The sequence below is a fragment of the Myxococcus sp. CA039A genome, from assembly GCF_013336645.1.
Taxonomy (GTDB): domain Bacteria; phylum Myxococcota; class Myxococcia; order Myxococcales; family Myxococcaceae; genus Myxococcus; species Myxococcus llanfairpwllgwyngyllgogerychwyrndrobwllllantysiliogogogochensis.
The window spans coordinates 1-15,090 of sequence record NZ_JABUMQ010000282.1; the positions used below are offsets into that span (position 1 = coordinate 1).

12 protein-coding genes are annotated in these 15,090 nt (G+C 69.2%); 2 read left to right on the plus strand and 10 right to left on the minus strand.

All coding sequences use genetic code 11. From position 1 onward, the window contains the following. Positions 1 to 163 precede the first annotated feature (163 nt). Positions 164 to 2,005: a DNA mismatch repair protein MutS gene (locus HR086_RS35290; protein WP_174467827.1), complete on the plus strand. Its 1,842-nt coding sequence runs from the start codon at positions 164 to 166 to the stop codon at positions 2,003 to 2,005. 103 nt (positions 2,006 to 2,108) lie between these two features. On the opposite strand, the gene HR086_RS35295 is transcribed toward HR086_RS35290, so the two are convergent. Further along, the gene (locus HR086_RS35295) at positions 2,109 to 3,281 is read right to left on the minus strand and encodes a thiolase family protein (RefSeq protein WP_141643892.1); all 1,173 of its coding nucleotides are present in this window, start codon (positions 3,279 to 3,281) and stop codon (positions 2,109 to 2,111) included. A 77-nt stretch (positions 3,282 to 3,358) separates the two neighbouring features. Then, on the minus strand, positions 3,359 to 5,749 hold the full coding sequence (locus tag HR086_RS35300) for a 3-hydroxyacyl-CoA dehydrogenase/enoyl-CoA hydratase family protein (RefSeq protein ID WP_174467828.1): 2,391 nt from the start codon (positions 5,747 to 5,749) through the stop codon (positions 3,359 to 3,361). Positions 5,750 to 5,874: 125 nt separating this feature from the next. Between HR086_RS35300 and HR086_RS35305 the strand changes: the two genes are divergently transcribed. Beyond that, the gene (locus HR086_RS35305; protein ID WP_174467829.1) at positions 5,875 to 7,629 is read left to right on the plus strand and encodes a M1 family metallopeptidase; all 1,755 of its coding nucleotides are present in this window, start codon (positions 5,875 to 5,877) and stop codon (positions 7,627 to 7,629) included. Positions 7,630 to 7,659: 30 nt separating this feature from the next. On the opposite strand, the gene HR086_RS35310 is transcribed toward HR086_RS35305, so the two are convergent. From HR086_RS35310 to HR086_RS35345, 8 genes are all read right to left on the minus strand, one after another. Continuing rightward, positions 7,660 to 8,541, minus strand: coding sequence for a site-specific DNA-methyltransferase (locus tag HR086_RS35310; protein ID WP_174461287.1), 882 nt, complete (start codon positions 8,539 to 8,541; stop codon positions 7,660 to 7,662). A 212-nt stretch (positions 8,542 to 8,753) separates the two neighbouring features. Beyond that, complete coding sequence (gene rpmE, locus HR086_RS35315) at positions 8,754 to 9,032, minus strand: 50S ribosomal protein L31 (RefSeq protein WP_174453441.1); 279 nt, start codon at positions 9,030 to 9,032, stop codon at positions 8,754 to 8,756. Positions 9,033 to 9,141: 109 nt separating this feature from the next. Continuing rightward, complete coding sequence (locus HR086_RS35320; RefSeq protein WP_174467830.1) at positions 9,142 to 10,077, minus strand: 5'-nucleotidase; 936 nt, start codon at positions 10,075 to 10,077, stop codon at positions 9,142 to 9,144. 78 nt (positions 10,078 to 10,155) lie between these two features. Then, the gene (locus HR086_RS49295; RefSeq protein ID WP_256433693.1) at positions 10,156 to 10,287 is read right to left on the minus strand and encodes a hypothetical protein; all 132 of its coding nucleotides are present in this window, start codon (positions 10,285 to 10,287) and stop codon (positions 10,156 to 10,158) included. Next, complete coding sequence (locus HR086_RS35325; RefSeq protein WP_174453439.1) at positions 10,284 to 11,129, minus strand: tetratricopeptide repeat protein; 846 nt, start codon at positions 11,127 to 11,129, stop codon at positions 10,284 to 10,286. The genes HR086_RS49295 and HR086_RS35325 overlap by 4 nt, the downstream gene beginning before the upstream one ends. An 83-nt stretch (positions 11,130 to 11,212) precedes the next feature. Further along, a complete protein-coding gene (locus tag HR086_RS48870) occupies positions 11,213 to 12,976 on the minus strand; it encodes a CheR family methyltransferase (protein WP_254624932.1) in 1,764 nt (587 codons plus the stop codon). A gap of 67 nt (positions 12,977 to 13,043) precedes the next feature. Next, positions 13,044 to 14,102, minus strand: coding sequence for a chemotaxis-specific protein-glutamate methyltransferase CheB (gene cheB, locus HR086_RS35340; protein ID WP_141643885.1), 1,059 nt, complete (start codon positions 14,100 to 14,102; stop codon positions 13,044 to 13,046). Between the two features lie 79 nt (positions 14,103 to 14,181). Next, a partial coding sequence (locus tag HR086_RS35345) for a response regulator (protein WP_174467831.1) occupies positions 14,182 to 15,090 on the minus strand: 909 nt, incomplete at its 5' end.

Consider the following 15,090-nt stretch of genomic DNA (forward strand, 5'->3'; position numbering starts at 1 on the left):
CCCATGAAGCGCCCGCCCCGGAGGGCCTCGCCTCGGGCCTGCGCACCAGAGGCCACCGCCCCCTCGGGCAACGACTCCCAGCCCACCTCCGTCATCCCGACACCATCTGAAGACAGGCGGCCCTTGCCCTGAACGGGCCGGAAGCACAGCATGCGCGGCCACAGTGTCCGCGAACGCCCCGAGCCCGAATCCCCACCACACGTACACCGAGCGCCGTGCCGCCGCTGAGGCGGAGCTGGCCGCCCTGGACCGCGTCAGCGCCCGCTACGCCAACCTGCGCACCCTGGCCTTCCTCGTCGCGGCCGTCGTCTCGGGGCTCATCGTCACGGGCAGACTGCCCAAGACCTGGTGGTGGGGCACGGTGGCCGCCGTCGTCGTCTACGGCCTCCTCGCGGTCCTCCACCACCAGATCTTCCGCCGCGAGGCGCGTCAGCGGCTGTACGTCACGCTCAACGAGCGGGGCCTCGCGCGCCTGGGCCACGGCTGGCACGAGTTCACCGAGCGCGGCGAACGCTTCGCCTCCCCCGCCCACCTCTACACGCCGGACCTGGACGTCTTCGGACAGGGCAGCCTCTTCCAGCTCCTGAACGAGACGGCCACCCGCGCGGGCGAGGAGCGACTCGCCGCGTGGCTGTCAGCGCCTGCTCCGGTGGACGTGGTGCAAGCACGTCAGGGCGCGGCGCGTGAGCTGGCACCGCTCGTGGACTTCCGACAGGACCTCTGCGTGGAAGCGCGCACGGTGGCGAAGGAGAAGGCCGACCCGAGCCTCTTCATCCAGTGGTCGGAAGCCGGGCCCGCGCTGGACGCCATTCGCTGGTCCCGCCCGCTCGCCATCATCCTGCCGCCGGTGACGCTGACGCTCTTCATCCTGGGCGAAGTCGGCGTGCTGCCCGGCTCCTCGGTGTGGGCGGGACTTGCCGCGCAGCTCGCGGTGGCCGTGGCCACCCGCCGCACGCTGCGGAAGATGGACGAGGGCGTGGAGAAGGGCGAACAGGGCTTCGTCCGCTACGCGCCCATCTTCGAGCGCGTGGAGGGCCAGCGCTTCGAGCATCCCCTCCTGCGTCAGCTCCAGTCGGGCCTCCAGCAGCAGGGCGAGCCGCCCGTCTCGAAACACTTCCAGCGCTTCAGCCGACTGTTCTCGCTCATCGAGTTCAAGCGGCACCAGTTCCACCCGCTGGTGCACTGGCTCACGCTCTGGGACATCCATGCGCTGTTCGCACTGGAGCGCTGGCGCGCGAAGCATGGCACGCAGGTGCGGCACTGGTTCGAAGCGCTCGCGGAGATGGAGGCCCTCTCCTGCGTGGCGGGCCTCGCGCATGACCGACCCGCCTTCGCCTGGCCCACGCTGGAAGCGACGGGGCCCCTCGTCGAGGCGAAGGTCATGGGCCATCCGCTGCTGGATGCCCCCGTGCCCAATGACGTGTCCCTGCCCGGCCCCCGGGAGGCCCTGCTCATCACCGGCTCCAACATGAGCGGCAAGACGACCCTGATGCGAGCGCTGGGCACCAACGCGGTGCTGGCGCTCGCCGGAGCGCCGGTGTCCGCGGCGTCGTTCCGCCTGTCTCCGCTGCATGTGCTCACCAGCATGCGGGTGAAGGACTCACTGGAGCGCGGCGTGTCGTACTTCTACGCGGAGGTGCAGCGCATCAAGGCCGTGCTGGACGCGGCGCGCGCGGCGAACGGGCAGGCGCTGTTCCTGCTCGACGAAATCCTCCTCGGCACCAACACGCGAGAGCGGCAGCTCGCCTCGCGCGAGGTGCTCCGGCTGCTGCTGTCCACCGGGGCTTCGGGCGCGGTGACGACTCACGACTTGTCGCTGACGTCGCTGGCGGAAGAGACGCGTGACGCGCACGTCCGCAACGTCCACTTCAGGGACCACCTGGAGGCTGGGGAGATGGTGTTCGACTACAAGCTGCGCGAGGGCGTGGTGGACACGACCAACGCGCTGCGAGTCCTGCGCCTCGCCGGTGTCCCCGTGGACGACCCCGAAGCCCCCGTCTCCTGACGTCGAGCATGAAGGGCCGGCGCCTGGCCGAGCCCCGCAACGACACGGGCCCCGGGAAGCACTTCCCCGGGGCCCGCGAACTTTCAGTCGGTGAAGCGGGCGACTACTTCGCCAGCTCGATGAGCGCCGCGGCGCCCATGCCGCCACCGATGCACATGGTGACGACGCCGTAGCGGCCGTTGCGGCGCTTCAGCTCGCGCAGAATCGTCGCGACCAGACGCGCACCGGACACACCCAGCGGGTGGCCCAGGGCGATGGCGCCGCCGTTCGGGTTCACCTTGTCCATGGGGATGCCCAGCTCACGGATGCAGTACAGCGCCTGCGGAGCGAAGGCCTCGTTCAGCTCGAAGACGTCGATGTCCTTCACCTCGAGCTTGTTCTTCGCCAGCAGCTTGCGCACCGCCGGAACCGGGCCGATGCCCATGACTTCCGGAGCCACACCGGCGACGGCGAAGTCCACGAAGTAGCCCAGCGGCTTGACGCCCAGCTCCTTCGCCTTCTCCTCGCTCATCACCACCGCCGCCGCCGCGCCGTCCGTCAGCGGCGACGCGTTGCCGGCCGTCACCACGCCCTTGGCGTTGAACGCCGGGCGCAGCTTGCCCAGGCCCTCGGCCGTCGTCTCCGGACGCAGGATGGTGTCCACGGACACCGTCACCGTCTGCGCCTTGCCCTCCTCGTCGTAGACGGTAGTGGTGACGGGGACGATTTCCTCGCTGAACTTGCCCGTCTCCCGCGCGCTGGCCGCGCGGCGCTGGCTCTCCGCGGCGAACTTGTCGGAGTCCTCACGCGACACGTTGTGACGGGAGGCGATGTTCTCCGCCGTCACACCCATGGACGAGTAGATCTCCGGGTGGTTCGCCATGATGTCCGGGTTGGCGCTGACCTTGTTGCCACCCATGGGCACCATCGTCATCGACTCGGTACCACCGCCGATGCCGACCTGGATGTGCCCCGCCTGGATGGCCGCGGCAATCTGGGCAATCGCCTGCGTCCCGGAGGAACAGAAGCGGTTGATGGTCATCGCCGGTACTTCCACAGGCAGCCCCGCCAGGAGCGTGGCCTGACGGGCCACGTTCATCCCCTGCTCGGCTTCCGGCATGGCACAGCCCAGGACGACGTCTTCCACGTCCGACGGCTTGAGGCCGGGGACCTGGGCAACGGCCTCCTTGATGGCGATGGCGGCCAGCGTATCCGGCCGGGTGTCCTTGAACTCTCCCTTGTGCGCGCGGGTGAACGGCGTGCGGACCGCGCTGGCAATCACGACTCGACCAGGCATCTTGATGTCTCCTTGCCCGGGGAGCACCCGGGCATGCAGCGAAATTTATGTCGTAGCCAATGGATACCGGCCGGCCGTCAATTCCGCAGCGGCTTGCCCTTCTCGATCATGAACGTCAGGCGGTCCTGGGTCTTCTCCTCGCCGCACAGGCTCAGGAAGGCCTCGGCCTCCAGCTCCAGCAGCTTCTCCTCGGTGACGAGCGCCGAGGTGCTGGTGTCGCCGCCGGTGAGCACGCGCGCGAGCTTCTGACCAATCTTGCGGTCGTGCGCGCTGACCTGCCCGTTCATCTCCATGTCGTACAGCATCATGTCGATGGTGGCGTAGCCGCTGGGGCCGCCCAGGCGGAAGCGCGTGGGACGCGGCGCGCGGAAGCCCGCGTCCGCCATGCCCAGCACCCGAGCCTTCGCGTCCGACAGCAGGAAGTCCCGGTTGGCGCTGATGCCGTCCGTCAGGGACAGGAAGCCCAGCTCCCGCGCCTCCTCGGCGCTGGTGGCGACCTTCGCCGTACCGATGGCCAGGAACACCTTCTTGAGGAAGGGCAGCGGATCGAAATCCTTGTCCGTGGAGTACGCGCCGTAGACGTTGCGGAGCAGCTGCATGTTGCCGCCGCCGCCGGGGATGAGGCCCACGCCGACCTCGACGAGGCCCATGTACAGCTCCGCGCTCGCCTGCACCGCGTTGCCGCCCATCGTCACCTCGGAGCCGCCGCCCAGGGTGAGGTTGAAGGGCGCCGTCACCACCGGCACCGGGCTGTAGCGCATGCGCTGATTCACCGCCTGGAAGCCGGTGACGAGCTTGCGGATGTCCTCGTACTGGCCGCTCTTCGCCGCCCACACCAGCGCGACGATGTTGGCGCCCGCGGAGAAGTTGGAACCGTCGTTGCCGATGACCAGGCCCTTGAAGTTCTTCTCCGTCTCGTCCAGCGCCGTGTTCATCATCTCGATGATCTGGTCATCGATGGAGTTCATCTTCGTGTGGAACTCCAGCAGCGTGGCGCCGTCGCCCAGGTCCCACAGGGTGGCGGAGTCGTTGCCGGCCACCTTCTTGTTGCCGCGCTTGAGGTACTCCACGCGCTGCGTGCGGGCGTTCTCCGGCACCACCTTCACGGACTTCGTGGGGATGTCCCAGTACGTGTCCTTGCCACCCTCCACGCCGTAGAAGGACTCGCGGCCCGCGGCCACCATGTCCTCCACCCACTTGGCAGGCTTCAGGCCCAGCTCCTTCATCCGCGCCAGGCCCTTCTTCACGCCGTACGCGTCCCAGACCTCGAAGGGCCCCAAATCCCAACCGAAGCCCCAGCGCACGCCGCGGTCCACGTTGACCACGTCGTCGGCAATCTCGGGGATGCGGCGGCTGGTGTACGCCAGCACGTCCAGCGTCACCTGCTCGGCGAACTTCGCGGCCTTGTCCGTGCCGTTCAGCACGACGGCGACGCGCTCCTTGACGCTCTCGACTTCGCGGGCGGCGCCCAGCGACTCGAAGCGCACCTTGCCCTGCGCGCGGTACTCCAGCGTCTTCAGGTCCAGCGCGAGGATTTCCTTCCCGCCGCTGCTCTTGTCCTTCTTGTAGAAGCCGCCGCCGCTCTTGTCGCCGAGCATGCCCTTCTCCACCATCTTCTGGAGGAAGCCGGGGATGGCGAAGACCTCACGCTCCTCGTCCTGCGTCAGCGTGTCGTAACAGTTCTTCGACACGTGGACGAAGGTGTCCAGACCGACGATGTCCGCGGTGCGGAACACGGCCGACTTGGGGCGGCCCATGGCCGGACCGAAAATCTTGTCCACCTCTTCGATGGACAGCTCCGCGGGGCCCATGGCGGCGATGGTCCGCATCATCCCGTACACGCCGATGCGGTTCGCGATGAAGTTGGTGGTGTCCTTGCCGTAGACGATGCCCTTGCCGAGCACTTCCTCGCCAAAGCGGTGGATGGTCTTCATCACCGCCGGGTCCGTCTCCGTGCCGGCGACCAGCTCCAACAGCTTCATGTAGCGGACGGGGTTGAAGAAGTGCGTGACGAGGAAGTTCTTCTTGAACGCCGCGCCCCGGCCCTGCGTCATCCCGACAATCGACATGCCGGAGGTGTTGGAGGAGATGATGGCGTCCTTGCGGGCGTGCTTCTCCACCTTCTCGAAGAGGGCCTGCTTGACGGTCAGGTCCTCCTTCACGACTTCGATGACCCAATCGCAGTCGGCGATCTTCGCCATGTCGTCATCGAAGTTGCCCACCTCGATGGCGGTGAACACCTGCTCGGACATGATGGGGCTGGGCTTCTGCTTGCGCATGTTGGCCAGCGCCCCGAGGGCGAACTTGTTGCGGAAGGCCTTGGTCGAAGTGTCTTCGCCCGGTGCGGCCTTCGGCGGAACGATGTCCAGGAGGAGCGCGCGCACGCCCGAGTTGGCCAGATGGGCGGCGATGCCGCTGCCCATCACTCCGGCGCCCAGCACAGCTACCTTGCGGATCCGCGTCGTCATTGGAAGAGGCTCCCTTGAGGGAAGAAGGGACTGCACAAATGTAGGCGATTGACCCGAAAGTCAATCTGTTCGGAAGGTGGGAGCACTCGCCATGGGTCGTCCCAAGGACTACAAACCGGACCTCCATGGCTCGCCCCGACCCGCACTCCTACAACGACAGCACGCAGCCTGAGACGGAAACCCTGGACTGGAAGGCTCGCGTCGACTTCCGGACCCGCCGCCTGCACGCGGAGGCCACCCTGACGCTGAAGGAAGCGTCCGCGGGTCCGCTGGACCTGGACACGCGGGATTTGGAGATTCTCAGAGTCGTAGACGGCAATGGTCGCCCCTTGCCCTACATGCTCGCCCCACCGGAGCCGATTCTGGGAAGCCGGCTGAGGGTGGAGCTGCCCTCGGGGGTGCGACAGCTCACGGTGCACTACCGCACCTCACCCACGGCGAGCGCGCTGCAGTGGCTGACGCCCTCGCAGACGGCGGGCGGGCAGCACCCGTTCCTGTACAGCCAATGCCAGGCCATCCACGCGCGCAGCGTGGTGCCGCTGCAGGACACGCCTCGCATCCGCATCCGCTACCGCGCGTCGCTGCGAGTGCCCAAGGCGCTCAAGGCCGTCATGGCGGCCAGCTTCGTGCGCCGCGAGGAGCACGGCGTGGAGGCGGAGGAGCACTACGAGATGCCGCAGCCGGTGCCTCCATATCTCCTGGCCTTCGCGGTGGGCAGCCTGGCGCCCAAGGAGCTGGGCCCCCGCTCGCGCGTATGGGCGGAGCCGGAGCTGCTGGAGGACGCGGCCGAGGAGTTCTCCGGCGTGGACGACATGCTGCGCGCCGCCGAGTCGCTTTTCGGGCCGTACGACTGGGAGCGGTTCGATTTGCTCACCATGCCTCCGTCCTTCCCGTACGGCGGCATGGAGAACCCGAGGCTGACGTTCCTCACGCCCACGTTGATTGCCGGGGACAAGAGCCTGGTCAACGTGGTGGCACATGAGCTGGCTCACTCGTGGACGGGCAATCTGGTGACGAATGCGTCCGCGGAGCACTTCTGGCTCAACGAGGGCTTCACCGTCTTCGCCGAGCGCCGCATCCTGGAGGCGCTGGCGGGGCCGGAGGTCGCCGCGCTGAACGCGGCCCTGGGGCGGCGGGCGCTGGACGAGGCGCTGCACCACTTCCGCGAGCACCCGCACCTGACGGCGCTGCGCACGCACCTGACGGGCGTGGACCCGGACGAGGCCTTCTCCCAGATTCCGTACGAGAAGGGCTACCTGTTCCTCCGGGCCATGGAGGACGCCGTGGGGCGCGAGGCCTTCGACGGCTTCCTGCGCCGCTACCTGGCCACGTACCGCTTCCGCGCCCTCACCACCGAGGAGTTCATCGCCTTCACCGAGCGGGAGCTGCCCGGGGTGCTGGCGAAGGTCGACGCGGAGGCCTATCTGCAGCGGCCCGGCGTGCCCGCGAGCGCGCCCTCGCCGCGCTCCAGCCGGCTGGAGGCCTTGCAGCGCGCCCGGGGCACGGTGCCGTCGGTGGAGGCGGCCAAGGACTGGACGCCCGCGGAGTGGCAGCTCTTCCTGGAGTGGATGCCCTCGGACGCGCCCAGGGACTTGTTCCGTCAGCTCGACGAGCGCTTCGCCTTCACGCGCAGCCGTAACTCGGAGGTGCTGGTGGCGTGGCTGGTGGCGGCGCTGCGCGCGGGCTGGGAGCCGGCGGTGGGGCGCACCGAGGCGTTCCTGGGCGAGGTGGGGCGCATGAAGTACCTCAAGCCCCTGTACGGAGTGCTCGCCGCGTCCCGGGAGCACCGGGCCCTGGCGCGCTCGCTCTTCAAGCAGTACGGGGAGCGCTACCACCCCATCGCCCGTCAGGGCGTGGAGCTCATCCTGTCCCGCGCCTGAGAAGCGGCGCGGGGACTCGCGGCACGGGGACTACTTCGCCGACTGCGCCACGAGGCGCTTCTCGGCGAGGTCCAGGTACTTCTCATCCATGTCGATGCCCACGTAGCGGCGGCCCAGCTTGAGGGCCGCCACGCCCGTGGTGCCGCTGCCGTTGAAGGGGTCCAGAATCAGCGCGTCCTCGGGGGTGCTCGCCTCGATGATGCGCTCCAGCAGGGCCACGGGCTTCTGCGTGGGGTGGCTGCCGAAGGCCTTCTCCTCGCCGCCGCGCGGGACGGTGAGCGTCCACAGGCGGCCCTCGCCGTCGGCGGTGACTTCCGCGTCGCCAGAGGGAGGAAGCGCCCAGGCGTCACGCATCTGCTTGCCGCCGTTGTCCGCCTTCATCTTCGAGTAGTTGAAGACGTGCTGGAGCTTGCCGCCCGACTTCGGGGAGGCCCAGATGAGCAACTCCGTCGAGTGGGTGAAGTAGCGGCACGCCAGGTTGGGGCTGGCGTTGGGCTTGAACCAGGTGACGGTGTTGAGCAGCTTGTAGCCGAGCTTCTGCATGGCGAAGCCGGCGTTGAAGATGACGTGCTGCGTGCCGCTCACCCAGAGGGTGCCGGTGGGCTTGAGCAACCGCTGGCAGGCGGCGAGCCACTCGGTGGTGAAAGCGTGGTCCTCTTCCACCCCGCGCGACACATCCCAGCCACCCTTCGCCACCGACACGCGCTTGCCACCCTTGCAGGTGGTGCCGCCGTTGGAGAGGAAGTACGGCGGGTCCGCGAAAATCATGTCGAACGTCTGGGGCTCGAACTGCTTCAGGAGCTCCAGGCTGTCCCCTCGCAGGAGCGTCCAGGCGTCGCCCTTCGCGTGCACGCTCTCGTTGAGGGAGCGCCGGACAACCTTCAGGTTTGGGGCAGCAGCTTCCGCGAACATCACGCCTCCGTCGGACTCTTCGTCGTGGGACGCGGCGGAATGTGCCTCAACAGGCTGCTACAGCAATTTTCTGACCTGTAGCACCCTGAAACTTGACGAGTGACTCAAGTCGTAGAAACACCGCGAGCAGGGCGGGAGCGCCTCTCTTGGAGGCTCTCCGACACCCTGCTCGACGGTGCTGCTTCAGTGGCTACGAAGCGCGACGGCCCGACTCAGGCCTTGGCCTTCTTGGCCTTGGCGACGGGGACCGCGATGTTGCCCTCGACAGGAGCAGCGTCGGCGCCCTTCGTGGGGTTCGCGGCGTACTTCTTCTTGAAGCGGTCGATGCGACCGGCCGTGTCGATGAGCTTGTACTTGCCCGTGAAGAAGGGGTGGCAGTTCGAGCAGATTTCCACCGAGAACGAGCCGCGGGTGGAGTGGGTCTCGACGATGTTGCCACAGGCACAGGTGATGCGGGACGGCGGATAGACGGGGTGCAGTTCCGGCTTCATGACGCTCTCCAAGGTGCCTTGCCCCCAACCGCCAACGGCTGGGAGGTCCGACACTGTAATGGCCGGCGCTTATAACGGCGCGCCGACCGGGGCACAAGATCCGCCCGGGCTAGTGGGCCGCCGAGCCGGGAGGCTCGATGCGTTCCACCGCTTTCTGAACGGCCGGGTCCGCCGGCACGTCGCTCCCAAGCTGGATGTACGACAATAGATGCGTCCGGGCCGCCGGCGTTGCGCCCCCCGCCACCGTCTTTTCCAGCGCCGTGCGCCGGGCTTCCAGGCTGGCGACCGCTGACTCGAGCGAGCGCTTCTGAACCTCGTCGGTGGACTTCGCGAGCCGCTCCCTGGCCTTGGCCAGGTTGGTCTCGACGATTCGCAGGCCGTCCCGGGTGCGAGCCACCTCGGAGTTGTCCACGAACCGGCCGGGGCCGCTGATGGACAGCTCCAGCTTCGCCAGCTGCCGCCCCCGGTCTCCCGGCGGGACCACAGTGGTCATCGCCATGCGCTGGGGGATGCCGGAGCCCCGGCCTTCGTGGGACTGCATCACGAAGTCCACGCCCTCCACCTCGTTGGCCAGCTTGAGCACCTCGTCGTAGGGCACGGCGGCGAGCAGCACCACCAGGTCCACGCGCTCCTTCTGGCGCAGCCGCTTCGCCTCGGCGGCCACGGCGGGAGCCACCGGAAGGCCCTGCCGCATCACCCCTGCCGCCTTGCCCTGGGCCAACGGCTCCATGGGCTCGGGCTGGGTCGTCGCCGGGGAGGCGCCCACCACGCCGACCTTGAGCCCGCCGACGTCCACCACCGTGGAGGCGGGGAACAGAAGCGTGCCCTTCGCGTCCACGAGGTTCGCCGACAAGAGCTTCAGCTTCGACTTGCGCGTCTGCTTGCGCAGGAAGTCCACGCCAAGGTTGAGGTCTCGCGCGCCCACGGCCATGGCGGTGGTGCCCTGCGCGTCCATCTGCGCGAGCAACAGCTCCGCGCGTGCGCGTGCGTCCGGAGCGCCGCCGCTGTCCCGGCTCCTGAAGAGCGCGTTGCCCGCGTCCAACACGAGGACCGGTACGCCCTTGGCGCGCTCCTGCTCTATCGTGACTTTTCTTCTGGCCAGACCGCCAGACGGGTTGTGTCGTCAACCACAGGGGGCGATTTCGCCCCCATTGTCTCCGGTGAAGAGCAGCACCAACTGCTTGGGCGCCGCGCCCGCGACAAAGGGCACGAGCAGGAGCGCCAGCGCGGCGAGCCGCAGGGGACGGAAGCTCACTTCTTGCCGCCCTTCTTGGCGGGGGTCTTCGCCTTGTCCAGCTCGGCGATGCGCTCCTTGGCCGTCTTGGCCGCGGAGGCCTTGGGGTAGCTCTTCACCAGCTCCTCGAGCGCCATCCGCGACTCGTCCTTCATCTTGAGCTGGGCGAAACACTCGGAGGAGCGCAGGTAGGCGTCCGGCGCGGACGGCGTCTTCGGGTGGTCCTGCACCACCTTGCCGTACTCGAAGAGGGCCTCGCGGCACTTGGACTCGGTGAAGTACGTCTCACCCAGGCCGTAGTGGGCCTCGCCCACGAGCGGGTCCTTGGTCCACTTCTTCAGCAGCTCGGTGAAGAGCTGGCGCGCCACGAGGACTTCGCCGGCCTTCGCCCGCTCCTGCGCGAGCGCGAGGAAGTCCTTGGGGTTGGTGGGACGCTGGAGCTCCTCGGCCTTCTTCTTGGCCTCGGCCTCCTTCACGGCGGCCGTGCCCTGCAGGGCGAGCAGCTTCTGGTCCTGGGCGCCGAGGGCCGTCTCCAGCTCGGTGATTTTGTGGAGGTAGGTCTCCACCTGGCCTCGCAGCTGGGACAGGTCCTCCATCGTCTTCTGGAGCTGGACGCCGATGTCCGCGTCCTTGCGGCGCGCGGCGGTGTCCAGGCCATCCAGGGCCTTGGTGACCTCGGCGACCTTCTCGTCGATTTTCGGCAGGGTGGCGGCGAGCTGCTCGCGCGCCTCCTTCAGCTCCGCCTGCATCTGCGCGGAGTCGGTGCCGAGCCGGTCGACCTTCGCCTCGAGGGCGCGGCCACGGTCAGCGGGATAGAAGCAACCAGGGAGCGCCAGCAGCGCGAGCAGGACGAGCCTTCGCATGGGGCCGGCATCTTACGGCCAAATCGGCGCTTCGTCCGGACTTCTCGCAAGGCCCTGGCACCCCGGCCCGGCCGCCTGCCCTGTCAGCGACTGCCGCCGAGGGGAGACAGGCGTCCGGCGGCGTGTGCGCAGGCCACGCGGAGCCGGCCGGGGTTGAGGAAGAAGGGGACCGTGCGGGCCCTGCCTTCCTCCAGGGATTCGAGGGCCCGGCGGTACTCGACGGCGGCCTCGAGGGGGCGACGGCACTGCTCCAGGAGCAGCCCCAGCAGGTAGCGCGCGGCGGCGTGGTCCGGGTCCAGCGAGAGGCAACGGCGCAAGTCCCGCTCCGCCACCGCGTCGGAGACACCCGAGGCGGCTCCGTCGAGGACACAGGCGAAAAGCAGATCGGCTTCGACGGAGGCTGGCGAGGGCAGTGCGGTGACACGGCTGGCGTCGAGGGGATTCGAGGGCTCCCGACCCGCTCCCGACGCGGACGTCCGTCCCGAGTCGAGAGGGCTCGACGGCTCGCGGCCCGCTCCCGACGCCGACGAGCGCCCCGCGTCGCTGGGATTCGCAGGCTCCCGGCTTGCTCCCGACGCGGACGTCCGTCCCGAGTCAAGGGGGCTCGACGGCTCGCGGCCCACTCCCAACGCCGTAGCACGACCCAAGTCGAGGGGGCTCGACGGCTCGCGGCCCGCTCCCGACGCCGTAGCACAACCCAAGTCGAGGGGGCTCGACGGCTCGCGGCCCGCTCCCGAAGAGCGCCCCGCGTCGCTGGGATTCGCAGGCTCCCGGCCTGCTCCCGACGCCAAAGAGCGCCCCGCGTCGCCAGGATTCGCAGGCTCGCGGCCTGTTCCCGACACCAAAGTACGCCCCGCGTCGCCGGGATTCGCAGGCTCCCGGCCCACTCTCGACGCCGAGGCCCGACCCGCCTCGATGGGAATCAACGACGCTCGGCTCGCTCCCGACGCCGAGGTCCGGCCGGAATCCCGTGCGCCCGACCGCGCTGCGCCCTCGGCCGCCGATGACCGGCCTGGAACACCAGGGGCCGTGGCCTTTCCGAGGGAAGCCACCGGGACCTCGTTGCCAGGATGCGGCGCCCCCTGCCCTGCTCCGGATTCTTCGACGCGGACGTGAAAGAAGGCCGCCGCCGTGCGCTCCACCCGCAGCGTCGGAGGCACCTGGAGCAACGGCTCCGACGCGGACAGCACCAGCGTCCCCCCGGGCGCGAGGCTGTCAGCCAGCGTCGCCACCGTCCGGTGGAACGACTCCACCGTGAAGTAGATGAGGACATTGCGGCAGAAGATGACGTCGAAGCGCCCCTCGCCCACCGGCCGGGGATAGGGCATGTCCATCAGGTTGTGGACCTGGAAGCTGGCGCGCTCACGCAGCGCCGACACCAGCGCCAGCCTCGAGCCCATGGGCACGAAGTAGCGCTCACGCAGCCCCGCGGGCACCCGGCGCAGATGCTCCGGAGCGAACGAGAGCGCGCACGCCCTCCGCAGCGCCGCCTCGGAGATGTCCGTCCCCAACACCGTGCTGCCAGGGCTCGCGCCTGCCTCCGCCAGGAGGACGAGCAGCGTGGCCACTTCCTCGCCCGTGGAGCAGCCCGCGCTCCAGATTCGGAGCGGCCGTCCCCCCGCGCGCGCCACCAGCGGCGCCAGTACCCGCTCCCGGAAGTCGGTGAGCTGGACCTCGTCTCGGAAGAGGTCCGTCTTGTTCACCACCACCGCGGAGATGAGCCCCTCCAGCTCCGCCGCGCCCGACGGAGACTTGAGGAAGGCCAGGTACTGGTGCGGCGTCAGCCCACGACACCGCTCCACCAGCCGATCATCCAGGCGGCGAATCTGAGGTCCGCTCAAGGCCATGCCCGTACGCGCCGTGAGGAAGGCGCGCACGGAAGCCCATGGCGCGCCCGGAGCACGCACTGGCGGCTCAGCGCCCCACTGCGAGCGACTCACCCCGGGCCAGTCGCGCCAGCGTGGCGGCGACTTCGTCCCCATGGATGAGGTGGTCCACCGCCTTGCGCTCCACCGCCGCGCCGGGCATGCCGAACACCACGCAGGACTCCTCGTTCTGCGCGAGCGTCAACCCTCCCGCCTGACGGATGGCCAGGAGCCCCTCCGCGCCGTCCGCGCCCATGCCCGTCAGCACCAACCCCACCGCCCGGCGGCCGTAGGTCCTGGCCGCGCTCTCCAGCAGCGTCGTCCCGGACGGCATGTGCCCGTCCCGCTCCACGCCCGCCTTGAGCGCCACGCGCCCCCGGAAGGGAATCATGGTGTGCAACCCCGGCGGGGCGATGAGCACGTGCCCCGGCATCAGCGGCTCACCGTCCTGCGCCAGCCGCACCTTCAACCGGCTCGTGTTGCCCAGCCACCCCGCCAACGACTCCGCGAAGGCGGCGTTGATGTGCTGGACGATGACGATGGGCGCCGGGAAGTCCGGCGGCAACTCGGAGAGCATCCGGTACAGCACCTGCGGTCCGCCCGTGCTCGCGGCCACCACCACCACGCCCATGGACACCGCGGGCAGCACCGACGTCGTCACCCGAGGAGGGGTGATGTTCCCCTTCTGGGAGCGGCGCAGGTGGCGGATGACGCGCACCGAGGAGAGCAGCTTGATTTCCCGCACCAGGTTCCACGCCTCGGGGCCGGCGTCGATGGCGGGCTTGATTTGCAGCGCGAGCGCCCCCAGCTCCAGCGCGCGGTACGTCAGCTCCGGCGCCTGCGAGCGCGGGTCGGCCGTCAGCACCAGGATGGGAGTGGGGCACTCGGCCATGATGTGCTCGGTGGCCGTCAACCCGTCCATGACGGGCATGTCCACGTCCATGGTGATGACGTGAGGGCGCAGCTCCTTGGTCATCTCCACGGCCTGCTTGCCGTCCGCGCAGGAACCGACGACCTCGATGTCGGGGTCCTTGCTCAGCGCCTCGCAGATGAGCTGTCGGCAGATGAGTGAGTCATCGACCACCAGCACCGACACTTTCTTGCCCATGCCCTGTCCATACCCCGTACGCGAGGTGGCGAGTATAGCCAATGCTCGCCCTGTCCTCAGGAGGTTGAGAGGGGACCCTTCAGGACAAGAGCCGGCCCACCACATCCACCAGGTCCTGGCGCACCAGATCGCCCTTGGTGATGTAGCCGTCCGCCCCGGCCGCCAGCCCACGCCGCCGGTCCTCCTCGCCACCACGGGTGGTGAGGATGACGACGGGTAGCCGGGCCTGGGTGGGGTGCCCCTTCAGGCGCCGGGTCAGCTCCAGACCGTCCATCCCCGGCATCTCCAGGTCCGTCACGACGAGGTCCACCGACGCCCCTTCCAGGGCGTCCAGCGCGTCCGCACCGTCGGCGGCCATCACCGTGTCGTACCCCACGGCCTCCAGGAGGTTGGAGATGAGCTCCCGGGTGAGCGGCGAATCGTCCACGACGAGGATGCGGCGTCGCCGGGACTCAGCCCCGGGCACGGCCGAGCGGGGCAGCTTCAGGGGGGAGGTCCCATGCGCGCTGGCGGTGAGCCAGGCGGCGGACAGGACCATCGCGAGCCTCCCGTCCGCCAGGGACGTGGCCCCCGCCAGGTGGCCGAACCGGGCCAGCACGCCACGCAGGGGGAGGATGGCCTGGACACGCTCCTCCAGGACACGGTCCACCACGACGGCGGCGGCGCCGCTCTGGCTGCGCACCACCAGGACGAGTTCGCCCTCGCGCACCTCCCGCTCCGGAGCAAGGCCCAGGAGCGAGCCCAGGGAGGCCAGCGGGAGAACCCTGCCCTCCACCAGCAGCGAGGGCCGGCCGGCCACCTCGCACAGGTGCACGGGCTCCACCTTGAGCGCTCGCGAGACGTGGGTGGCGCTCAGCGCGAGCGTCTCCTGGCCCACCTGGACGAAGAGCAGCGGAGCCACGGTAAGGGAGACGGGGACGCGCAGCTCGAAGATGGTGCCCCACCCGGGCGCGGACTCCACGCCCACGTCCCCGCCCAACCCCTGGAT

What these genes read in the sequence shown, in the direction of transcription:
- HR086_RS35295 (WP_141643892.1), bottom strand. Translation starts at nt 3,281, where the DNA reads ATGCCTGGTCGAGTCGTGATTGCCAGCGCGGTCCGCACGCCGTTCACC.
- HR086_RS35300 (WP_174467828.1), bottom strand. Translation starts at nt 5,749, where the DNA reads ATGACGACGCGGATCCGCAAGGTAGCTGTGCTGGGCGCCGGAGTGATG.
- HR086_RS35310 (WP_174461287.1), bottom strand. Translation starts at nt 8,541, where the DNA reads ATGTTCGCGGAAGCTGCTGCCCCAAACCTGAAGGTTGTCCGGCGCTCC.
- HR086_RS48870 (WP_254624932.1), bottom strand. Translation starts at nt 12,976, where the DNA reads ATGGCCTTGAGCGGACCTCAGATTCGCCGCCTGGATGATCGGCTGGTG.
- HR086_RS35305 (WP_174467829.1), top strand. Translation starts at nt 5,875, where the DNA reads ATGGCTCGCCCCGACCCGCACTCCTACAACGACAGCACGCAGCCTGAG.
- cheB (WP_141643885.1), bottom strand. Translation starts at nt 14,102, where the DNA reads ATGGGCAAGAAAGTGTCGGTGCTGGTGGTCGATGACTCACTCATCTGC.
- rpmE (WP_174453441.1), bottom strand. Translation starts at nt 9,032, where the DNA reads ATGAAGCCGGAACTGCACCCCGTCTATCCGCCGTCCCGCATCACCTGT.
- HR086_RS35325 (WP_174453439.1), bottom strand. Translation starts at nt 11,129, where the DNA reads ATGCGAAGGCTCGTCCTGCTCGCGCTGCTGGCGCTCCCTGGTTGCTTC.